The sequence below is a fragment of the Paenibacillus sp. L3-i20 genome (assembly GCF_022180385.2).
GTDB lineage: Bacteria > Bacillota > Bacilli > Paenibacillales > Paenibacillaceae > Pristimantibacillus.
The window spans coordinates 823,124-846,737 of the sequence record NZ_BQME02000001.1 but is presented as its reverse complement, the minus strand read 5'-3'; the positions used below and the strand labels follow the sequence as shown (position 1 = coordinate 846,737).

Below are 23,614 nucleotides of genomic sequence, written 5' to 3'. Positions count from 1 at the left end.
ACCCTCTAATTTTCATAGTCGAACATATAAACATGGGATAGATTTGCGAGATCTAGGTGTTTCGGCGGGTTCTTGGATGCGTTTACATTTTCTAGTTTAGTTGGATCATTCAGGAGCGATTATGTAAGTAAACTTATGAAGGAGAGACATTCGGGAGGTAATCAACTTGGTGTGGTTGTCGTAATAATTGTTGAAGCTGGTTTATTTCGCCGTATAGAAGTCTAATTTCTTGTCCGTTACATAGATGAAATCAATTATGTAAGCGTCTTCTAAAATTGCCGGCAGGCGGTACCTCTGAAATAACGATTACCAATTCCTATTAAATACGGATTGTTAACGTTTTATGTATAAATCACCCCCGGCTTTCGTGAAGTAAGCCATTTGTGTAGCTATCCCTATCATGAGTTGTTACTAATACTTGAGGAAGGATAAATTTCTATTATCAAGGGGGTAAATTTATCTTAAATTGATAATTTGTCGAAATTAATCGTCGATTAACATGGAAAGACTGGACTATTAGTCGAATGAGGTAAAAATTTCTGTAACACATGTATGCCATAAATCAGATAGCGAAGGACGATATAGTTCGCAAGGCAATTTGTGCAGAAGTACCCATGACATGTTACGATAGATAGACTACATACTTGCTAAGAAGAAAAGGAGCATACGACTATGTCTACACCTTTAAAACCACAGTTAAATAAAGATTATATGATAACGCAATTAAATGAACTTCTAAGTATACCAAGCCCTAGTGGATTTTGTATGGATATTATGAACTATTTGAGAAACGAAGTTGAAAAGCTTGGCTACTCGATGGAACAGACGCCAAAAGGGACAGGTATCATTGTTATACCTGGTCAGAAATCAGGAAAGGTCATTGGTATATCTGCTCATGTAGATACCCTTGGTGCTATGGTTCGTTCGATTAAATCAAGTGGTATGATTCGTTTCACGCCTATTGGTGGATATGCGATGCAGACAGTTGAGGGTGAATATTGTCTCATACATACTCGTGATGGTCGCAAGTATGAGGGTACTGTCCTTTCCAGTCGCCCTTCTGTTCATGTCTATAATGATGCTCGCGATTTTAAACGTGAAGAAGCCAATATGGAAATCCGTATTGACGAGCTCGTAGCAACAAAAGAAGAAACAGAGAAACTTGGGATTTCGGTAGGTGATTTCATTTCGTGGGATCCTCGTACTCGCATTTTACCGAATGGCTGGGTGAAGTCACGTCATTTGGATGATAAAGCAAGTGTAGCGGCGTTGCTTGGTTTACTTGAGTGGTTGAAAAGAGAAGGTAAAGCCCCAACTTACACGATCAAGCTGCTAATCTCTACATATGAAGAGGTAGGTCATGGCTGCGCATATATTCCTGAAGATATAACAGAGTTGCTAGCGGTGGATATGGGTGCAATTGGAGATGACTTGTCTGCAACAGAAAGAGATGTCTCCATCTGTGCGAAGGACTCGTCTGGTCCATATGATTATGCTATGACCTCCAAGCTCATTGAACTAGCAAAACGTGAAGAAATGCCTTATGCAGTAGACATTTACCCGAATTATGGTTCAGATGCATCAGCTGCACTTCGTGGCGGAAGTAACATCCGTGCTGCATTATTAGGTCCCGGTGTACATGCTTCACATGGTATGGAACGTACACATGCGGATGCTGTTGTAAATACAGCTGCTCTTTTGATTTCCTATATAATGGAATAACAATTTAAAAATAACTATAGCAGCGGATAAACCCGTATTTTGTTATCTTCGTTGGGATAATAGCCGTGCTATGATATAGTGAGACATACGATGAGGAAGACGGAAATATAAAACGATTTTCTCTGATCGATCCAAGCAGGAGGCATTACACATGCAAAAGAACAAGAAACGTAGTTCACTGAAACCAATGAGCGCTAATGCACCACGTTCTAATAGACAAAAAGCAAGTTCGTCAGCAGCTGCTTCAACAAGATCTAGCTCGTCAAAATCTAATTCGACCAGATCGAATACTACACGTTCAAACACTGCACGTTCTCAAACACCACGGCCAAATGCGAGTCAATATGTTGTAAGTGAGCCAAACGAATTGTTGGTCTTTTTGCTGCTCAAGCGATCCGATCTTGGACGTAACTCGGTGAAGTCAATCTTAGCCCGAGGCCAAGTTTCGGTTAATGACCGAGTAGTGAAAGCTTACAATTTCCCTCTTGAAGCTGGACAAACTGTATCGATTCGGATGGATCGAGTTGTGGAAGAACAGCCGCTTGTCGGATTAAATATTCTGCATGAGGATGCAGACATTATTGTTATTCGTAAAGAAGCAGGTTTATTATCAGTTGCATCGGATACAGAAAAGGAAGTAACAGCTTACCGTCAGCTAATGACTCATGTGAGAACAAAAGATTCCAATGCTAGAATATTTATCGTTCATCGCCTAGACCGAGATACATCTGGAGTGATGTTGTTCGCAAAAAGCGAGAAAGTACAGCAGCAGCTTCAGACGACATGGCAAGAATCGGTAAAGGAGCGTTCCTATGTTGCCCTAGTTGAAGGCTGGGTTAGGAAGTCCGAAGGAACGATTACTTCTTGGCTTAGAGAAAGTAGCACGATGAAGATGTATTCCAGCTCGCGTGCAAATGATGGTTTGCATGCTGTGACACATTACAAAACGATTCAGACAAATAAAGCATTTACTTTGCTTGAAGTTATACTGGAAACAGGCAGAAAAAATCAAATTCGTGTTCATATGGAGGACATCGGTCATCCAATAGTCGGGGACAAAAAGTACGGATCGAAATCACGAATTATTGGCAGGCTTGGGCTTCATGCACGAGTACTAGCTTTTGAACATCCAACAACGGGTAAAATTATGCGTTTTGAAACGGATATTCCAAAGTTATTTTTGAACCCATTCCGTACGAACGATCGCAAATAGTAACTTAACATGAACGGCAAAAAGGAGTTACACAATGCCTGCAATTACAGCAAAACCTTTTAATGAAGACATGCAAAAAGTATTAGGTGAATTGAGCTCGGGATATCATTCTGGCGAGCTTAGCCAAAAAGACGCTTCTGAATTGCCCGAAAATATATATCTTATTGAAAATGATGACATGATGGTTGGTTACGCAGTTATTTGGGAGTATAGTAACGGTAATCAGTTAATCCTTAAGGCGGAAAAGGATTATTTCAAAAGTGATGAAAAATATATGCAAAGAGATTTCATTATTGATATCAAAAACAGAACCGACTATATCTTTATTGAAGCGTTAGATATATTGAAGGAATATGAAGGCAAAGGCAATGCAGCCTTTTTCATGAAATGGCTGAAAGCTAAATATCCGAACAAACGGATGTACGTATACTCGATTGATAAATCGCAAAATTTCTGGTTTAAACAAGATTTTGAGGTATTGGGCACTACAGCGTGGATGACCTACCAATAATAAATCTACAATAATGGTTATGGAGTAATCCGTAGGGCGTGCCGTCGTAAAGATGGTATGTCCTTCTTTAATATATCGATGGATAGGAACGATGATGATGAAGGTACAAGTTGAAAACGAAACGATAGATTTTAATGTCCTCTATGGAAATGGGAAAAAGATTTCGATCAAAATGGATTCTGTAGGTCACATTACTGTCAAAGCTCCTAACAACACCAGTGCAGAAATCATAATGAGTGCTGTGCAGCGACATGGGAAAAAGCTATTGGAGCAATTGCGTGTTATAAAGGAAGCTGGGGAACCTCCCAAAACAAGAGATTATGAGGATGAAGGGAAGTTTCTACATCTAGGCGGCTATTATTTGCTCCACGAGCTGATAGATACAACAGATTTGGATGAAGAAGAACTTAAAGCGAAGCTGAAAAAGTTTTATTTCTTAAGTTGTAAAAAGGTAGTCGGTGAACGAATAAAAATATATCAGCAGCAGTTAAAAGTTAAAGCCAAGTCATTTGAAGTGGAAGAGTCTAGAACGAAGTGGGGAAGCTGCAGCTCAGACAAAAAGTTAACGTTTAATTATCGCTTAGCAATGGCTCCGATTGAGGTTATCGATTATGTCATTATTCATGAGTTGTGCCATCTGACGCATATGAATCACGACCGTTCGTTTTGGAGACGAGTAGGAAGCATTATGCCGGATTATAAAGAAAAGGAACAGTTTCTAGCAACGTATGGGCAAAATATGACGCTTTAAAACAGGAATCATTTTAAATAAACTTCCATTGATGTCACAAAGAGATTCCTTATTTCGTTTTATGAGCAAACGAAAAAGGAGTGACTATTATGGAGCAACTTACATGTATCGTCGTTGGTGCAGGTTATGCAGGCATTAATGCGGTGAAAGAAATAAAAAAGACATTGCAGAACGAGAGAAGTGGACGAACGCTTCGGCTTATTCTAATTGACAAAAACCTATATCATACACGCAAGGTGCTTCTATTCAAGCCTGCAGCAATCACACAAAACATTACTATCCCTTTAATGGAATTTTTTCCTTCTGGGGTTGAGTTCGTTCAAGCGACAGTAACACAAATTGATTCGGATAAGAAAAGGCTGCTTTGTCAGGATGCTAAAGGCAATGAGAGTACGCTAACATACGATATTCTCGTTGTAGCTGTTGGCAGCGTCGTGCGGCAAACGACCGCCGAACAAGGTGGAGTGGCATTGACGAATATTCATGCTGCTTCGATTATCCATGAGATGTGGCGAGCGAATTTGGTGAGGGTTGTTAAGGAGAGAAGTGTACATGAACGTCAAAGATTAATGACGATTGCCGTTACAGGAGCAGGAATAAGTGGCATAGAAACTTCAGCGGAGTTAGCTCACTTTGTACGAGAAGAAGCAAAGCAATTGGGACTTGACCCGAATGCGGTGAAAATCATTTTATTTAATATGAATAAGCGGTTATTTACTGAAGGGCCAACGAAGCTAGGGGATAAGCTTGCGCATATACTTGCGACCCATGGAGTTACTGTTGTGCATGATAGCAAGGTGCTCAAGGAGAAAAATGGAATAGTAACACTGCTCGGTGACAAGACCATACCAGTTGGTCTTTGTATTTGGACACTTGGTCTATTGCCGAATCCAATGTTACGCAGCATTGGATTGCCCGTTAATGATGACGGCTTTGTACTTGTAGATGCAAGTTATCGCGTTCAAGGCGCACATAGTTTATATAGTATAGGTGACTGTGCTCGAATTGTAGATCCAGCAAGCGGACTTGTGGACGGGATGACATGTAAGGAAGCATCTGCTCAAGCTGCGAGACTTGGGAACATTGTGTTAGCCGATCTTACAGGTAATCCTGCTCCAACGCATAAGAGGTTTATGGATTTTTTCTGCTTTGGACTAGGGCCGGAGCAGGGTCTTGTGTGGACTCATAAATGGGGATTAGACGTTATATTTACAGGAAAGCTTGGTTGGCGGTTAAGAAAATGGACTTGGGATATAGCAAGTCTAATAAAATAATAAAATAGTACGATAAACGAAGAATGGAGGTGGTACGGTGCAAAAGCTATATGAGCAATATAAAGGATTGCTGTTTACACTTGCTTATCAACTAACTGGCTCAAACTCGGATGCGGAAGATGCTGTACAGGATGTTTTTTTGAAGGTGTATGATATAGATCTGGAGAGTTTGGCTCAGCCAAAGGCATATTTATGCAAGGTGGTTACTAATCATTGCTTGGATTTACTTCAATCCGCACGTAAGCGTCGAGTGCAATATTTTGGAGAATGGCTTCCAGAGCCAATCGTTACTGCAAATGATGAATTGTTTGAATCCGTTGCTCGCGGTGAGCTGTTGTCTTACGCTATGCTCGTACTGCTGGAGAAGCTGTCCCCTGCAGAAAGGGCAGTATTCGTACTTCGTGAAGCGCTTAGCTTTGAATATGATGATATCGCCCAGTTGATTGGGAAAAGTGAGGCGAATTGCCGTAAGCTGAACAGTCGCGCGAGGGGGAAGATGGGGATTGAGGTCGATCAGCCAATCCATCCCGATACATCAAGCGAGCAGTGGGTGTATCGATTTATGGCTGCTCTTGAAGAGGACAATGTGGATGCGATTGTTTCGATGCTAGCCAAAGATGTTGTATTGGTATCAGATGGAGGGGGGAAGGCGCATGCTGCAGTTCGTCCTATCGAAACATCTATTCACGTCGCACGTTTCCTACTCGGTCTATTTCGTAAAACTCACACCGAGGCAACAAATGAAGGCTTGAAAGTTGCCATAATGAATATAAATGGTCAAGCGGGCGTTGTTTTCCGATCAGGAGAACGTATAGAAACGATTGCACTCTTGCATGCCGATGGGAATGTAATTCGCAATATATACTTCATGAGAAATCCGGATAAAATGAGGCATTTGTAGAGTTAGGGGGATTGCTGAACCCCTCTTTTTTGTGTTTTGGATCGTTTATATGGATATAAATGGAATATTAAAACTCAACACCACGCACTTTAGAAAATACCATCGTATCTCTTAAAAAGCCTTCGTCATCACATCTCTCATTACGAAGAATACCTTCCAATACGAAGCCTGCACGTTCAGCAACCCGATAACTTTGACTATTGCGAGAGTCACAACGAATTTCCATACGTGAAGCTTATAGTTCTCGAATAGCATAGTTCGTAATGGTTTCGACCGCTTCTGACATATAGACTTGTTTGCCGAAGGACGTACACACCCAATAACCAATTTCAAACGTAAGAGACTTCCAATGAGTTCGTTCTTTTTATAGTATATTTTTATATAGTGTGATCTGATTTAACAATAATAAGAGTACTTATATTTTCAATTATGTGATTATGCTAATGAGCGAACAGTACAACACACAAGATATTATAGACAACTTCTCAAATATTAGAGGTGGGAAACTGAGTAACTATACCGCTTGAACAATTATATATTCATATGGTTTAGAGATGGGAGAATGCTGCGCACGCTAGTGAGTAACAATTGAATAAATCGCTTATTTTAATTTCCTTCGAGGTTTCCTGTTGATTTCACCAAATGAGATACCATTTTTACTAAAGACATTGGCACCATGAAGAATAGCTATTCCAAAAGTGATAATTGCCCATATTAATTTAAATAATCCAACGCCTGTTGGTATCGATACTAACCCCAATATCCCGAGTAAAGCTGCAACAATCATAATCAAGACTGACACGGCTTTGGATGGACGAATCGAAAACATCATTCTACGCTCCTCTATGAATCATGTAATAACTTAATGGCTACTTTTAACGGTCAAATCGTTGATAACAAGAGACAATTTATAATTAGCTATTTGGTTTAACTCATTTAAAAAGGTATCGAGCTCTTCGTTAGAAGGAAACCTCGCTTCTATTAAATAACATCCATCACCGCTAATCTTGAAATTATGCACAATAAATTGGCCCTGCTTCTCCGTAAACAAAAGAAAAGATTTATGGTTAAAGTCATGCATAAAAATAGTAATAAAAGCATGGACAACATACCCTAGTTTATTATGATCCAAGAGGGTGGTATAACCTTTAATAATTTCTTTCTCTTCTAACCTAAGCACGCGATTAGTAGTTGCCTGTCCCGTCATATGAACTTTTTCTCCAAGTTCTTTCATTGAAATCCGTGCGTTCTTCTTAAGTTCCTCTACGATTTTTCTATCGGTTTGATCGAGCAACTGGAATCACTTCTTTCATCATTCAATTCTTTTACCCTAATCTCTTGATTATATGTAAGTTGATATTTATTTTCAAATATTATAATAAATGGAGGTTATGAATAGATTCTAATTTCTATTAAGGGGTAATGATGATGAGGATTAGACTAATTCGGAATGCAACTTTGGTTATTAATTATGGGGATAAAACATTTCTGGTAGATCCTTTCCTAGCGCCAAAAGGAACGTATGCTTCTTTCCCTAACACTGCTAATCAAGTTGGCAATCCTACTGTTCATTTGCCAGCTCCAATTAATGAAATTATAGAGGTAGATGCAGTTATTGTAACTCACTTACACTTGGATCATTTTGATACGACGGCTATAGAAGCTCTACCTAAAGATATACTCGTCATTTCCCAGTCGGATACGGATGCAAAATCCATTAGAGAAAAGGGTTTCAGCAATGTACAAACGCTAAGACAAGTTTCTACTATAGATAATATTAGTCTTAGTCAAACAAGCGGACAACATGGGAAAGGCGAAATTGGACTTATTATGGGAGAAGTATCGGGTGTTGTTTTTAAACATCCGGATGAAAAGAAGCTTTATATAGCAGGTGATACGATCTGGTGTGAGGATGTAGAAGCGGCAATCGAAGAGCATGAGCCGGAAGTAATCGTTGTAAATGGAGGTGCGGCTCAGTTTCTGCAAGGAGATCCCATTACGATGAACAAAGAGGACATCTATCGGACATATAAGGAAGCACCTGACGCTATAATTGTTGTTGCCCATATGGAAGCTGTGAATCATTGCTCTTTAACCAGAAACGAATTAAAAGACTTTATCGAAGATAAGGCACTCACTGTTAATGTAATTGTACCTGAGGATGGGGAAACAATCGCCTTTTAAGATAAAGAGCAAGGGTGGAAAGATCACTGTGAAATGTGGTCTTTCCGCCCTCCATTATTTAACGTTAATGAACCAAGAAGTCTGGTTATTGTTTAGCTCAAAGGGTGGATGGAGTAAATAATGTCCTAAAGACACATACAACGCTACAAAAGACAGGAGAAGAGTAACTGTCACAACATAACAATATCGCAATGAAGGTATAAAAAATATAGTAAACATCTGCTTAGGAATTGCAATTGCAGCAGCTTGCCTCTGAGGAACATTGTCTCTCGCCACCATTCTCCAGAGCAATAGAGCAAATATAAAATAAATGCCACCAAGAGTATAAAATACGTACTGCCAGCCAGCATTTTCGGCAATGATCCCGATGAATACTTGCCCCACGATGCCTGCCAGAAGGAAACCTGTACTAACAAAACCGATTGCAGATACTCTTTTTTCAACTGGGTATATTTCTACGATGTAGGTAAGAACCGCCGGTGCAAATGTAGAAGCTGCAAGTCCTTGAATCGTTCGTAATGCGATTATCCAAGGTAGACTGTGAACGAGTCCAAGTAGGGGAGTAATAATGAACAATGCAATTAATCCGTATAGCATCGTTTGTTTGCTACCAAGCCTATTGGAAAGGGCTCCACTGAAAAGAAACCCAAGCGCATAAGCTAATGAAAAGGAGCTGCTGACCCAAGAAGCTTGTGCAGGTGTAGCATGGAACGATGTTACAAATACAGGAACTAAAGGAATGGAAACATATAGGGCTGATACAACTGCTAGACCGCAACACGTCAAAATGGCTGTTATTGTGTGTTCGTGGTGGAGCCCAGTTTGACTGTTTAACTCGATGCTTCTGTTATCCGGCTTTTGTTAAGAAAATCAGGATCTGTTGCAATTGCTCCAGCTTGCCCCCAATTTGTTAGCGGAGTTTCTCTCAAAATAACGAGAACTTTGTCTGGAGGCAAGTTAAACAGGTTTACTGTAACAGCGGTTAATTCCTGAATCCATTGCGCTTTTTGCTCGGCACTAAATCCTTCCCAACTGTCAACATTAATAATTGGCATACGAACATCTCCCTTGGGCTAAATGATGAAGGTTAATGCAACCTCATAACGTTAATTGTAACTAAATTACAAAGGATGTCAATAAGTATCTGTTTGTTGTAACTTACGTGCAATTGTAGTAAAATGGCATCATGAGACATACTCGGTAAAGGTGATGACATGAGTTCAAATGAAGAGCTAAAAAACGTATTGTTAGATGTTGATTTGATCACTAAATTAGTTGTTGGTATCGGTGAAGTAGCGGAGATTACTACAGTTCCGACTAGGCAGATTCGTTATTGGGAAGAAAAAGGGATTATAAGTTCTACGAAGGAAGCAGAAGGTACCACTCGGAAATACGATTACTTAAATGTGAAAAAAATTCTACTCATCAAGGAGCTATTGGATGATGGCTATACACTCGATGCGGCGGCCAAGAAGGTCGAAGACAGAATGAAGATCATTAATGAGGCATTTGCTAAATTAGCGAAACGTTCATAAATGATTTCAATAGTGGGGCGGTGAAGCATGTGGATACGTATTTGGAGATCGCATCTGCGATAAACAAGGCGAAGAAAATAACCGTTTTAACAGGAGCGGGAATTAGTACAGCAAGCGGAATTCCCGACTTCCGATCAAGGAACGGATTGTATGACAACCATATTGATGTGGAATCGGTGTTATCCGAACGACAATTCCAAAGAGATCCGGATTTGTTTTGGAAATATTATAAAGAAATATTTAAAATTAAATTAACCCATCAATACGAACCTAACTTCGGGCATAGTTTCTTAAAAGAATTAGAAGAGCAAGGAAAAGAAGTGACCATTCTCACACAAAATGTGGATGGGCTGCATCGAAAGGCAGGGAGCAAAGATGTGTTCGAGCTGCACGGCACTATCGAACAAGCATTTTGTCCACACTGCCATCAACAATATTCACTAGATGATGTGCTTAGAGAGGAAATTCCTAGATGTCACAATGATTCAATCATTCTAAAGCCGGATGTTGTGTTGTTCGGCGGGATGGTGAAACATATGGAGAAAGCGTATGAGAAAACGGTGGAGTCGGACTTATTTTTGACGCTAGGCACTTCATTAAATGTATATCCTGTAAGCGATATTCCAAGCTACGTTCAACATGCAACTAAAATTGTAAAAGTTATAATCAATAAAGAGCCTACTCGCTATGACCGTCTATTTAATTATGTTATTCACGATGATATTAACGTTGCGTTAAATAAAATCAAATCGCAGTAGAAAAAAATAAAAAGTGCCTCTCAATGAATGAGGTGCTTTTTATTTTTCACACGAACGGTAATAAATGATTATAATATGTACCCATACTTGGATTTATTTTATAATGAAAAAGATAGGAAAAGGGGAGGTCGGTAGCAATGGCAAATCAGTTTGTCAGAATAAGTAACGACTCATGCAGAGCCTGATATAGGGGCGATACTTTGCATGGGGTGGACAACATAACATTACATTGTCGCCCGATATAGCTTCTATCGTTTCTAATAATGGCTCTCTACCTTGTTTATTTTTCCAATAATAAAAAGGAGCTGAGAAGCTATGACCAAACCATTCATTAGAAACCATCAATATAATTTAATTAAGAAGCTCGCTAATCAATTGCAGAACACTTGTAACACCGTTGCTGACCGAAAGGTTGTAGAAGCAGTGAGGCATAGTGTACAGACAAGAATTTTAGAAACATTTCATGATGCAATGGATGTTCAAAAGCAAATGGTAGAGCAGGTTTCAACGTTAACGAAGGCTGAGGAATTCCAGCATTATTTAAATTCTCTGGAACAACATGTCGAGATGTTTAAACCCGTAACGGAAATGCAGCTTAAGAAACTGTTTCCAAAAGTGAAAAAGCTGAAGGCTCCCAACCTAGCTGCTATTGATTATCGTTATGTGACCTATTTAGGGTGGAATGACATTGCGACAAATAGAAAATATATCATTTATCATCTGAATGATCGACTTGTCGGAACGGAAGGGAGATTTACACTGGTAAGCAAAAAAAGTGTATGCTTCCTATGCAATCGGCATGAAGAAGTTGCATTATATACGGCGGTAACGAAGTTTAAACCAGCCAATGCATCACCTGATTACTATAAAGCAATTGGCAACTATGTATGCGTGAATAGTGAAACTTGTAACAAGAATATAACGAATGTTGCCGCGTTGGAAACATTTCTCCACGCTGTTACAGGTGATCGATATTTGTAGTATAAAATCAAAAGGACAGCTCGTGATGAGCTGTTCTTTTGGCTTTTCATGGAGCTTAGGTAACAACAATTGTTCAAAGTTATAAAACATTGAAGCTCAAGTCGCTGATGTGCTTGAGTTTTTTTAATTTTCACAGAATGTAACAATTCGCTCCGCTTGCTCGTGTTATGGTTAATAGAGCAATGAGGAGAGATGAAGATGAATACGATACAAATTGAAGGTCTACATAAAACATATCGTAAAGTTCCGGCTTTAACGAATATTAATCTTCAAATCGAAAAAGGACTATTCGGTCTCCTTGGACCAAACGGCGCTGGCAAGTCGACGTTGATGAAAATTTTGAGCACCATCCTCCCTTATCAAGACGGCAAAGTAAACATCTATAATTATGACTTGGCTCTAGAAGGGGACAAGGTTCGAACGCTGCTTGGCTATTTACCGCAACATTTCCATGCGCCAACATCATTTACAGGCAGAGAGTTTCTGCATTATGTGGGGTCGATGAAGGGGTTAACGAATCGACAGGAGAGATCCAAGCAAGTGGAACGTCTGCTGGACGAAGTTAATCTGCTTCCACATGCGGATAAGAAAATAAAAGGTTATTCGGGTGGAATGACAAGAAGGCTGGGCATCGCACAAGCACTGCTAGGCAATCCTCAATTCATCATTTTGGATGAGCCGACAGCGGGGCTTGATCCGTCTGAACGAATCCGCTTCCGTAATGTGATCGAGAGGTTGAGCAAAGATTACACGATCATTCTCTCTACCCACATCATTAGCGACATCGAATCCAGTTGTGAGAAGGTGGCTGTACTTAATAGGGGAAATGTGATGTACCAAGGAACTACTGCTGGACTGACTGACAAAGCGAGAGGTCTAATATGGGAGTTCCAAGTCCCTTACTCCGAGTACGACAAGATAGAGAAGGAATACGTCATTATTTCCAGCAGGAGGGAGATGAACGATGCGATCTTCCGCGTTGTTGCAGCAACTCTTCCTCATACAAATGCTGTGGCTGTGCAGCCTACGATTGAAGACGGATATATGGCGGTCATTCAGGGGGTGACGGCTTGAATAAGATCGGACTTATTTATCGAAATGAAGTGCGGCAACTACTCCGGAATCCTTATGCAACCCTTCCTTTTGTGCTCCAATTGATTTGTTTTGGGTATGTTATCTTTTCGTACGAGAGTCAGTCTATTCATTATGAAGAAATTGCGTCTGCTTACTACAATAACTTTCAATGGATTATGATGCTGATTCTGTTGTTAGCAGGTTTAATGTCTGTCTATATGGCTAGCAAAGACCGAGATAGCGAGTTTGAACATGTTGTAATCACCTATCGGGTGGAAAATACGCATTGGATAACCGGGAAATGGCTGGTCATGCAGACGTACGGGCTCTGTTTTACCATCATCACATTGCTCATTCAAGGTATATGGTTTGTACGCGGCAGTATGGGCTGGGAAGAATGGACGAGACATCTTTTTTATGTATTTCTCCAAATGGAAGGTGCAATCTTTTTGCTTGTATCTTTCGGATTTTTGTTCGGTGTGTTAATCAAAAATATGATGGCGTATATGTGCATTATCGCTTTGCTTGGAATCGCATTTTTGTCACAGGTGAATAGCTATGGCTTCGCCTTCGTTAATCCAAGGTTAAATCTATTAACACCTTATGACTCTATGTTTATTGCTACTCCTTACAAAAGCATATGGGGAATCAATGATGTGTTCGCTGACGCTATCATACATCAGCTCGGTGTTTTTTTGGTTAGTATGATTGTTATGATTGCAGCGATATTATTGTTTCGCTCCCATCGCATACTAAATTTCGAGAGAAAAATGTTGGTCACTCCAATTATTATTCTGTTGGTTCCTGTTCTTATCGTGAGCGGAATTCGGTATTCGTCCTATGACAAAGCACTTGAACAATATATCGACACCATTAACACGTACGTTCCGAGCGATGAAGAAGGGTTCTCTTTTTATAGAAATTTGACTGACCGTCCGAAATACCCCTTTTCATTAGATCATTCTGTTTTAAATGTAGGGTTCCCATCTGAAAATATTATTAACGTTCAAAACGAGTTATCGATCACCTATCATGGTGACAAGCCGACAAAAGATTTATCGCTTACGCTACATCATCAACTTCAAATTTCTGCTTGCTCTAGCGATATGCAGATGACATGCGAAAGGGAAAAGGATTGGATTCATATCCAGTTAGAAGACGAATTGAAACCCAATGAACGTCTCCAACTGAAACTGAATTATGAAGGGAAAGTACAGCAATATCGGGCTGACGGGCTCCAGCAGCATTCCTTTGTTGAAGCTGATCGGATCTACCTTCCAAAAGAGGCTGGCTGGTATCCGTTAATAGGGAAACGGAGCTTGGCAGGAGTACAAGAAGATCCGAGGTACGTAAAGTATAGGCTCATCAATGGGGGGTTGGGGGAGGACTTTCCAACCTCGTATGTCGTTCGGCTAATGGATGAGGTTTCTGATGTACCGATAGCTTTGACTATACCGCAATCGGCTGATGGTTCTTATGTGGGGACTTCGGAGTATGGGCTGTCTCTAATCGGTGGAAACTTGGAAGAGGTTCAGGTTAACGGAACTAGAATTGTTGGTCATCCAGAAGTGCTAAAGGGTGCCCGAAAGACTGCGGGAATATATATGAAGCAATGGACCCACTTAGAAGATTGGCTAGAAATGCCGATGAAACCAGATGTAATTTATATGATGGATAACTACTATAGCCGAATGACGGTGAATACACCCAGCGTAGCGTTTATTGCTTGGGACTATTATGATCTTAAATATGTAGATCCGTCGGTCATGGCTTATCAGCTAGATGATCTATTCCCAGAAAATCCATCGATGGGAGAGGACGCAGATATTTTGCAACATGCGTTGACATGGGAACTGATGAAGCATATGGGAGTTGAAACGGAATATCAGGAATTCGGAGACTGGTACGACAAACAATTGTCATCAGAGAAACGCTCATTAGTAGGGTTCCGAATAGATTTGATAAATCGGTACGATGAGATGGGCGATGAGGACTTCCGGCAAGCGGTCAAATATTTGTATAAAGAGTACTCAGGACTGGTAAATAAATTAGAGTTTAGCTTGGAGACGGCACTTCTAACGTATGAAGGAAAGAGGACACTATGAGCGGATTTTCGATTAGGCTTAAGCTTTGGCTTAAGCTATGGTTAACTTCTGCTTCGACTATCATTCTTATGCTGCTGTTCCCGATCGTTGCATACGTTAGTTACACTTTTTTATCTCACAGTATCGCATCCTTTACTTCGGTATTTTATGAAAAAGCGGCATTACTCTTCTTCGTATTCATTGTACAATGGTGCTTCTCCATCGACTTTGATTCGAAATGTTATGTGCAATTACTGACGTATCCTATTGCCAGGTGGAAGCTTGTTGTCGAGCGAATAGTGTTGTCTTTGCTTCTTTTTATAGGTTTGTTAGCCGCTATCACAATTGTGTTAACCCTATTTGCTGGCGGCTTTGTTGGGAAGGCTCTCCTATTCTCGATTCCAATCTATGTGGGTATGGCTGGAATCGTCGTTCTCGCCACTATAATCGGCAGACATTCTCTTGGAGGATTGTTTGCCGGACTGGTTATTTGGATTTTATTCCTAGATGGAGATGCTTTATGGCACCATGCCAGTATATCTTTATTGCATTTACCTATCGTTTTCGAAGAGTTAAGCGGTGGAAATGGACTATTTGCTCCGCCGAACGAATGGATTTTGTATAACCGATTATTTTATATGAGTCTAGGCGTAATATTATGGGTGATAGCAATAAGGCAGATTGAACGTGATTAGACGAGGACAGGATGGAGGTGCGGAAATGCAAGACGAACATTATATAAACCAGCTGTCGTATGGGAACGACTCGGCGCTGGATACGCTTGTTTTCCGCTATCACAAACTTTTGTATGGCTATACCTACCGATTGTTGCAGGATGAGAAACTGGCAGAAGACATTGTACAGGAAACCTTTTTCAAAATATATCAGCAAGGAAAAAAGGGGTTTATCCCAGAACAGTTCAAACCATGGATGTACAAAATAGCAACTAACTGCTGCAGAGACTACTGGAAGAAGTCCTCTACGCAGAAAGAGATGTCCACAGACCATAACATGGAAGAGCTTGGACATATCCATCATATTATCGACCATCAGCTTGAGCGGAAGTGGATGATCGACTCTCTAAATCAATTATCTTTCGAATATCGTTCAGTTCTCTTTCTACGTTTCTATCAAGATTTGAAATATGCGGAAATTGCGCTCACACTGGATATTCCAATCCATACAGTTAAAGTCCGAATTTCGCGCGGGTTAAAATATTTGGAGAGTATCATAAGAGAAGATGATCGGAAAGGAGCGGGGGCAAATGAATGAGGATCAGGAGCTTACACGTTTGGAAAAAGAATGGAAAACTCGCTTTGACCGTTATACGTCCCCCGAGCCAACAAGGGAGCAGTCCTTTCAATTGCTAGCGAGGATTAGAGAGAGAGAGGTTACCGAGTTGATTGATCCAAGATCCCAGCTGGAGGCTATACAAGCGGATCAATCTACCTCATCCAAAGTCGTTAACTTATTTTTATCACAATGGAATATGCAAGGTACTAGAAGCTGGTTGCTAAGCGGCATTGTCATGCTACTGTTAACCGTTATCATTCACGTAAGTGTTGATAATGAAATGACTGGTTTATTGGTCTGGATGAAGTGGATGTCGCTCCTGATGGTTGTCGTGATGTGGTATGCTTTCCGTTCGAGGAATAAAGGAAACGATATCATAGAAATGCTTAGCTATTATCCATTGCTGCATCAGATGTTCGCCAGATTTGTTATCATTATAACGTTTCAAGTTGCAATAGCATTGCCGCTATCCTTCTTTATTCTAGGTCAGGAAAGCTCAGTTTTAAATGTTCTGGCTGCTTTCGCTCCTTTGTTCTTTTTTGGAGTTGTGGGGTTTATAAGTGCGATATGGTTCGGATCTCGGGGAGGAATTATGATTGCGCTGTTCATTTGGTTTAGTCAATTTCTGTTAGACCAAGGACGTGCTTTTTCACTGTTTCAGTTGCCGGAGCACGAACAGTGGGTAGGTATGAGTCTAGGGTTATTTGGATTATCTTACCTAATGCTGAGCAGTCTATTATTCAAAAAGGGTTTGAAGAGGGATGTAGCATGAGTCTCAGAATCAGCATTACTAACGTAAACTATTCGGATAAAAATGAGAAAAGAATATCCGATGTGTCATGTTCACTCAGCGCCGGCATAACGTATGTGATTGGAAGCAACGGAGGAGGAAAAAGTACTCTCTTAAAGCTCATTGCTACAGCGATTAAGCCGAGTACTGGCAGTATTACGTATACAAGACTAATGAAAGAAGCCGATGTAGGAACGTATCGAAAGCAGTTAAGTATCGAGGAAGTAAGGAAGACGATCGGATTTATGCCACAGCGTTTTACTGGGTATTCAGATATGAGCATTGAACGATATTTAACCTATATGGCATTGCACAAAGGAATTCCGAGAAATCATATGAAGCATATGGTCGAGGAATGGCTGAATAGAAGCGGGCTTTATGAGCTGAAACGAAAGAAGCTGGGAACCCTTTCTGGGGGACAGCTACAAAAGATTGGGTTAATACAGGCGCTCCTAAATCAGCCGCTACTATGTATATTGGACGAGCCATATGAAGGACTCGATAATCGAGAAAAGCAATATTTTAGACGAGCTATTCAGAAGCTTTCCTTCCACAGCATTGTTATAATAAGCACACATCTGATCGAAGAGATTGAACAATCCGACCAAGATCGTCTATTGCATATTGAAGATGGGCAACTATGTTATTATGGTGGAGTGGATAGGATCGATAATATCATGGTAACTATCCAAAAGGAACAGGAGGAAAAGCAATGAGCGAAACAGTAAATGAAATTGCAAAATGGATGTTTAACGAGCTTAGGAATGCCGGCATGTTATACCAAGAAGCTGCCGTTCAGCATATTAAGAGTCATTACGGGGAGCAATATATTTACGTTAACGATGCAGGGCATACTTCGATCGATAAAGAGGTCAAAAAAGCGTTTAAGAAGTTGCATGGCGGCAAAGCGGCATGGGATCGAGATGCATTTTTCTGGGGATGGACTTCGGCAATAAAGGGATGATTAAAAGGGCGGTGCTTGAGAAGGTTCGAGCAGCCGCTTTTTGTTTGCAAAAATGTAATTGTACGTTGGCTCACTCCTTAAAGGCACATTACAAGCTATTCGCCTATAGACTGTTCATATATGAACAAGAGGAGCGTGCAAAGTAATGATGTATAGTGTAAATCCCTATCACTATTATTACTATTACGTAAGGCAGAGTAGCCCGACTATATGGTCTTCTTCAAAAGTAGCATTAAATCAGAAGCTGCGCACCTTGTGGGAACAGCATGTCTTCTGGACTAGACTAACGATAAATAGTATCGTGGGACGACTTCCAGATGAAAAGCAAACGACAGCAAGACTTCTGAGGAATCCGACAGACTTTGCGTCACTATTGCAGCCCTTATATGGTGCGGACATTGCTCATAAATTCGCCACCTTGTTTACGGAGCATTTAACGATTGCCGCTGAGCTGGTCACAGCATTGCGGGATGGACATACTGCAGCAGCAGCAGATGCCAAGAAACGATGGTATGCTAATGCGGATGCTCTTGCGCTCTTTTTGCACCAAATAAATCCCTTTTGGTCAAGAGAAGAATGGCAGAGGATGCTTTATGAGCATCTTAAGCTGACTACGGACGAGGCTGCTACCCGATTAGCAGGAAATTATGATGAAAATATTGCTTTAAGTGATGAGATCGAGATACAAGCATTAGAGATGGCGGATATGATGACTAATGGTATCATTCAACAGTTCCCTGCTTTATTTACTATGTAAAAATCAAATATAATGAAATTGTGGGCTTGAAAGTGAATGGTACGGCATATATGATGAGATGAGAGATGTAATGGAAGGGGAATTTAAATTTCACATGCGGATAACTTTGTAATGATTAATTAAGTGGATAACAAGCTATTTCCATTCATGTGTATGGGAGTAGTGTATCTATTTATTATCATACAAGGAATGCGTGGAGTGGAGTTTTTAAACCCATTACTAAGCGGATACCCCTGTGTATCCGCTTTTTGTTTCAAATGGGAATACAACATCTCGAAAAACTTCAACTACAGCACTCCATTAACAGGGGGAATGTTTTATGGTTCAATTGCCGAATAAAATTGCTGTCGTTACTGGAGCAAGCAATGATCGAGGAATTGCTGCTGCTGTTTGCCGCAAATTAGCGTCTCAAGGTGTCGATATATTTTTTACATGCTGGCAGTCAAATTCTGATTGGGTAGATACATTTCAAAAAGAATTAATGGAGTCTGGCGTTCGTTCAGTAGGCATATCTATAGATTTATCAGAACGTGATGTCCAATTAACGTTACTAGATGCGGTAATCGAGAAACTAGGTTTCCCAACCATTCTAATTAACTGTGCAGCCCACTCGATAGATTCAGATTATATGGACTTAGATGCAGAGACATTGGATGATCATTACTTTGTGAATGTAAGAGCAACCTCTCTCATTTGTGTAGAATTTGCTCGTCGCTTTAAACAATTGAAGCTATCGTGGGGTCGCATCATTAATTTAACATCTGGTCAGGAATTAGGTCCGATGCCTGGAAACCTAGCTTATGTAGCAACAAAAGGTGCTATTTCTGCATTTAGCCAATCATTATCAGCAGAGCTGGCACAATTAGGGATAACGGTAAACGCATTAAACCCTGGTCCAACAGATTCCAACTGGATGACGGATGAGATAAGAAACAATTTATTGTCGAAGTTTCCAACGGGGCGTATTGGCGCTCCAGAAGATGCAGCTCGTGTAGTGGCATTCCTTGCAAGTGATGAAGCAAGCTGGATAACGGGACAGATTATTCATTCCGAGGGCGGGTTTCATCGGGGCTAAAGGAAGCAAAACAAAAAAGCGGCTCCTGAAATGAGAACTCTGCAAAAAGAGTACAATATCCGTAAATTGAAACCCAGTGCCATGATGGTACTGGTTTTTTTGTGTTATGGAAGAAAAGTAAAGTGAGACGAGTCAGTTGTTGTACATTGGTAGACAAATAGCAAAATATTGCGGTATTCCACAAAAAGGAATGCGGTATTCCGAACATACCTTTTCGCTGACGGATGACATTTTGTGGATTATGATTAAGTTAAGAAAAGGAGGTGAACAAAATGGAAGAAAGATTATATTCGATGGCTGGAGATTTTACAGAAGAAATGAAAGAAATCTCTCTACAAGCAGTAAGCGGTGGAGCAGAACAAAGAGGCATCTCACAAGGTAACGACGGAAAATATTGCACACTAACTTGGGAGTGCAGCGTATGTCCTACTCTAACTTGTTTCTGGTGCTAAAACTTGATTTGATAGACAACTGGTCTTAATCATCCGTTATAGCAGTCGTCTATGTCCGTTGGGAGAAAAGATGGCCGTCTTTTCTCCCGGATATAGAATAATAAGTGGATTGAGGAGTGAACTTATTAATGAATAATATAACAAATGTGTTAACGAGTAAAGAAAAAAGAATGTCTGGTGTTAAAACAAATCAAACCTTTTTGGATAGAAACCTACAGTTAGTATATAAAGGTGATTTAGCATTAGCAGAGGAAAGTATGAAGCGTATTTTAAGCATCGATTCCTTGGATGATGTGCATCAGTTATATGATACAAATGAAGTTAAATCGTCAGCTAAAATTGTTATGTACAGGAAAATAAAAGACGACATTGCATCAATGGAAATTGATCATAAGTATCGCATGAAAAACATTATGTTCCATACATTTGCCTTAAAAGTATCTACATATTTTATCTCTTTACTTGAACAGTCAAAGTCATATACAAAGGTTAAATGTTGCCTTAGAAATGAAAAGCAATTTTTAAGTGATCTTGCAATACAATTTCAAAAACAGGTTCTGAAAATTTCTTATCGAACGCTAGTATTAGACTTAAATGTAAACAGAGAAAATGGCAGTTTGGCAGGGGATACAAAAGAAGAAAAGTATCAGTATTATAATGAAGTGCTGTTAGATAACAGTGTTTATATAGATAAATTTTTTAGCCAATATCCGAGTTTGCTAAGAATAATAGCAAACGACATGAGAAAAACAAAAAAATTCATTGTTGAATTACTATATAGATTTGAAAAAGATAAGGGAGAAATTAATCTGTTTCTTCAACTGGGAAGCATAGACACTAAAATCGATGAAGTAGAACTTGGACTAGGTGATGCACATTCTGATGGGCGAAAAGTTTCCAAAATAAAAGTTAATGGAACGACTTTAATGTATAAACCTCGTGATCTCAGTATTGATCAACTGTACTACGATATTACAGCATATATAAATAAACAAATGAAAGATGAGAAATATATAACAATTGCACCGAAAGTATTGAATAAAGATAATTACGGTTGGGCTGAATTCATTTGTTATGAGGAATGCAGCGAGCATGAAGATATAAAACAATTTTACACGAGAGTTGGCTGTCAAATTGCATTGTTATATGTTTTGAATGCTGTTGACTTTCACTCGGAAAATATTATTGCACATGGCAGTCACCCCGTCCTAATTGACTTAGAGTCGCTCATTCACGTACCTTATGAAAGTTTAGACGAGAGAACAAAGGAAGATGCATTCGTCCAAGCAGAGAAGAAGTTAGGGTTATCAGTGAGATCGCTAGGGTTACTTCCATTTTTCTTCGGTGAAGGTAAAGTTGATGTTAGTGGAATTGGTCGTAAAGGAGAAGTGAAGTCCTTTATGAAAATTCCTCAAATTAGAAATCAACTTGCAGATGATATGAAGGTAGAAAGAGAATATATCATGATGGAAGGTTCAACTAACCATCCAAAACTTAATGGTAATTTTGTTAATGCACGTGATTATGTAACAAATATTAAAGATGGATTCACAAAAACATATGAGACTATACAGCAACATACAACCCCAATAGTGAATTTTATTCAAGATAATACGAATAAACTATATGTAAGATTCATTCCTAAACCCACAGCAAGATACTCATCATTTTTGGAACTCAGTTATCATCCTCGTTTTTTGCATAACTCAATGGATAGAGAATTGTTTTTGGCTAAAATTTGGGAAGAAGCAAAGCACAATGAGCAATATGCCCCTCTAGCCAAACATGAATTTTATGATTTGCTCAATAGTGATATCCCGTATTTTAAAATTGAAGTCAAATCAAGAAACTTACAAACTTCCAGAAATAAGCTTATTAATAATTATTTTAAGAAAAGTCCTATTCAGACTGTATTAGATAAAATAGATCAATTAAGTCCAACTGATCTTGAATTTCAACTAAATATTATTGAATTATGCATGCATGCAACACAAGATGACCGTCAAGAGGTTCTTAAACATTTTGCTCCAAAAATGCCAGAGATGTATACAGATAATTTTCAGTTGCAACCTATTTTGATGGAAAAGGCTGAAGAATTAGCCGAATATATTTATTCTCAAGCATTCAAGGGTAAGGCAGATAATCGAACGAATTACTGCTGGTTAAACTCAACACCGGTTGGAGTAGAGGAAATACAATGGAATATTGCGGCAATGGGCGATACTCTTTATGATGGGCTGTCAGGAATGGCTATAACCTATTTGTCTCTTTGGATTGCAACTGAAAATACTAAGTATCTTGAAATCGCTCAGGATCTGATAGAGGATATTACATCAAGATTTGTTAATGTGGAAATAAATGATTCAAATGAAAGTTATATTTCAGTTGGGGCATTTACAGGTGTAGCATCAATTGTTTACACATTAATGATATTTCACCAGTACACCAACATCGAGAAATATAAAGAACAAGCCAAACAGGTAGCATTGCTTATTCCGAAGCTGCTTAAACATGATAAAGAATATGACATTATAGGCGGATCTGCTGGTGCTATAAGCGTTTTAATGCGGAGCTATGAACAAGATCAGGATCCTCTGTTTTTGGAAATTGCAGAGCTATGTGGCCAACATATTATTAATAATGTTATGCAAGTGAACCCGAATGAAATGTCATGGATAGGGATTGCCCAAAAACCGTTAACAGGATTTTCACATGGTAACGCCGGAATTATATTTGCACTATCTCTACTAAATAAATACACCAAGAGAGACGATATAACGGAAATTATTCGTCAAGGAATGAACTTCGAGAATAATAGCATGATAGAAAATAACTGGGTCGATTATAGAAAGCCGATTAAAGAGTCTTCTACTTCAGCATGGTGTCACGGAGCTCCAGGCATTCTATTAAGTAGACTAGAGCTACTTCGATCGGACGATACTGATGTGTCTGAGCAAGCAAAATCTGATTTGCAACAAGCTTTAAACAATATGTTTTATGACGGATTTGGCAGAGAACATAGTCTTTGTCACGGTGATATAGGGAATGCGGTCATCTTGATAGAATATGGACGGGAGATGGGTGATGCCGAATACATTCGAATTGGGCAAAATCTGTTGATGGAAAGTATTGAAAAAGCTAAACATGAAGGCTTTAAATGTGGTGTTGGTAAAGATGTGGAGACACCTAATTTAATGGTTGGAATGGCCGGTATCATCTACGGAATTCTCTTTGCTTGTGACGAACGTATTCCAAACATACTTAATGTAAAATTTGGAAATATACAATGAGAAGG

The 23,614-nt window shown here is 39.6% G+C and carries 26 protein-coding genes; 21 read left to right on the top strand and 5 right to left on the bottom strand.

Annotated features, from left to right (window positions below; translation table 11 throughout):
* Window positions 1-672: 672 nt before the first annotated feature.
* From MFF31_RS04225 to sigJ, 6 genes are all read left to right on the top strand, one after another.
* Window positions 673-1,722 (top strand): M42 family metallopeptidase, encoded by a 1,050-nt coding sequence (locus tag MFF31_RS04225; RefSeq protein ID WP_238186864.1) that lies wholly within the window; start codon window positions 673-675, stop codon window positions 1,720-1,722.
* Between the two features lie 151 nt (window positions 1,723-1,873).
* Window positions 1,874-2,935 carry an RluA family pseudouridine synthase gene (locus MFF31_RS04220; RefSeq protein ID WP_375541270.1) on the top strand — a complete coding sequence of 354 codons (1,062 nt, stop codon included), beginning with the start codon at window positions 1,874-1,876 and terminating at the stop codon, window positions 2,933-2,935.
* Between the two features lie 34 nt (window positions 2,936-2,969).
* On the top strand, window positions 2,970-3,446 hold the full coding sequence (locus tag MFF31_RS04215; RefSeq protein WP_238186863.1) for a GCN5 family acetyltransferase: 477 nt from the start codon (window positions 2,970-2,972) through the stop codon (window positions 3,444-3,446).
* A gap of 97 nt (window positions 3,447-3,543) precedes the next feature.
* Window positions 3,544-4,197 carry a M48 family metallopeptidase gene (locus MFF31_RS04210; protein ID WP_238188484.1) on the top strand — a complete coding sequence of 218 codons (654 nt, stop codon included), beginning with the start codon at window positions 3,544-3,546 and terminating at the stop codon, window positions 4,195-4,197.
* Window positions 4,198-4,286: 89 nt separating this feature from the next.
* Window positions 4,287-5,471, top strand: a complete 1,185-nt coding sequence (locus MFF31_RS04205) for an NAD(P)/FAD-dependent oxidoreductase (RefSeq protein ID WP_238186862.1) — start codon at window positions 4,287-4,289, stop codon at window positions 5,469-5,471.
* Between the two features lie 37 nt (window positions 5,472-5,508).
* Window positions 5,509-6,372: an RNA polymerase sigma factor SigJ gene (sigJ, locus tag MFF31_RS04200; RefSeq protein WP_238186861.1), complete on the top strand. Its 864-nt coding sequence runs from the start codon at window positions 5,509-5,511 to the stop codon at window positions 6,370-6,372.
* A 67-nt stretch (window positions 6,373-6,439) separates the two neighbouring features.
* On the opposite strand, the gene MFF31_RS04195 is transcribed toward sigJ, so the two are convergent.
* From MFF31_RS04195 to MFF31_RS04185, 3 genes are all read right to left on the bottom strand, one after another.
* On the bottom strand, window positions 6,440-6,598 hold the full coding sequence (locus MFF31_RS04195; RefSeq protein ID WP_238186860.1) for a GNAT family N-acetyltransferase: 159 nt from the start codon (window positions 6,596-6,598) through the stop codon (window positions 6,440-6,442).
* 375 nt (window positions 6,599-6,973) lie between these two features.
* Complete coding sequence (locus MFF31_RS04190) at window positions 6,974-7,204, bottom strand: hypothetical protein (protein WP_238186859.1); 231 nt, start codon at window positions 7,202-7,204, stop codon at window positions 6,974-6,976.
* A gap of 30 nt (window positions 7,205-7,234) precedes the next feature.
* Window positions 7,235-7,666: an Lrp/AsnC family transcriptional regulator gene (locus MFF31_RS04185; RefSeq protein WP_238186858.1), complete on the bottom strand. Its 432-nt coding sequence runs from the start codon at window positions 7,664-7,666 to the stop codon at window positions 7,235-7,237.
* A gap of 134 nt (window positions 7,667-7,800) precedes the next feature.
* On the opposite strand from MFF31_RS04185, the gene MFF31_RS04180 reads away from it, so the two are divergent.
* Window positions 7,801-8,556 carry an MBL fold metallo-hydrolase gene (locus MFF31_RS04180; RefSeq protein ID WP_238186857.1) on the top strand — a complete coding sequence of 252 codons (756 nt, stop codon included), beginning with the start codon at window positions 7,801-7,803 and terminating at the stop codon, window positions 8,554-8,556.
* Window positions 8,557-8,610: 54 nt separating this feature from the next.
* Here the strand turns inward: MFF31_RS04180 and MFF31_RS04175 are convergent, their stop codons facing one another.
* Window positions 8,611-9,342, bottom strand: a complete 732-nt coding sequence (locus MFF31_RS04175; RefSeq protein WP_238186856.1) for an MFS transporter — start codon at window positions 9,340-9,342, stop codon at window positions 8,611-8,613.
* Window positions 9,343-9,386: 44 nt separating this feature from the next.
* Window positions 9,387-9,611, bottom strand: a complete 225-nt coding sequence (locus MFF31_RS04170) for a tautomerase family protein (protein WP_238186855.1) — start codon at window positions 9,609-9,611, stop codon at window positions 9,387-9,389.
* A gap of 159 nt (window positions 9,612-9,770) precedes the next feature.
* Here MFF31_RS04170 and MFF31_RS04165 point away from each other — a divergent pair, with 159 nt between their 5' ends.
* The 14 genes from MFF31_RS04165 to MFF31_RS04100 all read left to right on the top strand — a co-directional run bounded on the left by MFF31_RS04165 (window position 9,771) and on the right by MFF31_RS04100 (window position 23,609).
* The gene (locus tag MFF31_RS04165) at window positions 9,771-10,091 is read left to right on the top strand and encodes a MerR family transcriptional regulator (RefSeq protein WP_238186854.1); all 321 of its coding nucleotides are present in this window, start codon (window positions 9,771-9,773) and stop codon (window positions 10,089-10,091) included.
* A 29-nt stretch (window positions 10,092-10,120) separates the two neighbouring features.
* Window positions 10,121-10,849 carry an NAD-dependent protein deacylase gene (locus tag MFF31_RS04160; protein ID WP_238186853.1) on the top strand — a complete coding sequence of 243 codons (729 nt, stop codon included), beginning with the start codon at window positions 10,121-10,123 and terminating at the stop codon, window positions 10,847-10,849.
* Window positions 10,850-11,164: 315 nt separating this feature from the next.
* A complete protein-coding gene (locus MFF31_RS04155) occupies window positions 11,165-11,830 on the top strand; it encodes a FusB/FusC family EF-G-binding protein (RefSeq protein ID WP_238186852.1) in 666 nt (221 codons plus the stop codon).
* 198 nt (window positions 11,831-12,028) lie between these two features.
* Window positions 12,029-12,904, top strand: coding sequence for an ABC transporter ATP-binding protein (locus MFF31_RS04150; RefSeq protein WP_238186851.1), 876 nt, complete (start codon window positions 12,029-12,031; stop codon window positions 12,902-12,904).
* Complete coding sequence (locus MFF31_RS04145) at window positions 12,901-15,009, top strand: ABC transporter permease (protein WP_238186850.1); 2,109 nt, start codon at window positions 12,901-12,903, stop codon at window positions 15,007-15,009. The genes MFF31_RS04150 and MFF31_RS04145 overlap by 4 nt, the downstream gene beginning before the upstream one ends.
* Window positions 15,006-15,683 (top strand): hypothetical protein, encoded by a 678-nt coding sequence (locus MFF31_RS04140; protein ID WP_238186849.1) that lies wholly within the window; start codon window positions 15,006-15,008, stop codon window positions 15,681-15,683. Before MFF31_RS04145 ends, MFF31_RS04140 begins: the two co-directional genes overlap by 4 nt.
* A gap of 25 nt (window positions 15,684-15,708) precedes the next feature.
* A complete protein-coding gene (locus MFF31_RS04135) occupies window positions 15,709-16,260 on the top strand; it encodes an RNA polymerase sigma factor (protein ID WP_238186848.1) in 552 nt (183 codons plus the stop codon).
* Window positions 16,253-17,053: a hypothetical protein gene (locus tag MFF31_RS04130; RefSeq protein WP_238186847.1), complete on the top strand. Its 801-nt coding sequence runs from the start codon at window positions 16,253-16,255 to the stop codon at window positions 17,051-17,053. Before MFF31_RS04135 ends, MFF31_RS04130 begins: the two co-directional genes overlap by 8 nt.
* Window positions 17,050-17,787, top strand: a complete 738-nt coding sequence (locus MFF31_RS04125; RefSeq protein WP_238186846.1) for an ATP-binding cassette domain-containing protein — start codon at window positions 17,050-17,052, stop codon at window positions 17,785-17,787. The genes MFF31_RS04130 and MFF31_RS04125 overlap by 4 nt, the downstream gene beginning before the upstream one ends.
* Window positions 17,784-18,035, top strand: coding sequence for a DUF6953 family protein (locus MFF31_RS04120; RefSeq protein ID WP_238186845.1), 252 nt, complete (start codon window positions 17,784-17,786; stop codon window positions 18,033-18,035). The genes MFF31_RS04125 and MFF31_RS04120 overlap by 4 nt, the downstream gene beginning before the upstream one ends.
* 145 nt (window positions 18,036-18,180) lie before the next feature.
* The gene (locus MFF31_RS04115; RefSeq protein WP_238186844.1) at window positions 18,181-18,792 is read left to right on the top strand and encodes an acetylglutamate kinase; all 612 of its coding nucleotides are present in this window, start codon (window positions 18,181-18,183) and stop codon (window positions 18,790-18,792) included.
* A gap of 319 nt (window positions 18,793-19,111) precedes the next feature.
* The gene (locus tag MFF31_RS04110) at window positions 19,112-19,867 is read left to right on the top strand and encodes an SDR family oxidoreductase (RefSeq protein WP_238186843.1); all 756 of its coding nucleotides are present in this window, start codon (window positions 19,112-19,114) and stop codon (window positions 19,865-19,867) included.
* A gap of 272 nt (window positions 19,868-20,139) precedes the next feature.
* Window positions 20,140-20,319 (top strand): plantaricin C family lantibiotic, encoded by a 180-nt coding sequence (locus MFF31_RS04105; RefSeq protein ID WP_238186842.1) that lies wholly within the window; start codon window positions 20,140-20,142, stop codon window positions 20,317-20,319.
* Between the two features lie 128 nt (window positions 20,320-20,447).
* Window positions 20,448-23,609: a type 2 lanthipeptide synthetase LanM family protein gene (locus MFF31_RS04100; RefSeq protein WP_238186841.1), complete on the top strand. Its 3,162-nt coding sequence runs from the start codon at window positions 20,448-20,450 to the stop codon at window positions 23,607-23,609.
* Window positions 23,610-23,614 lie beyond the last annotated feature (5 nt).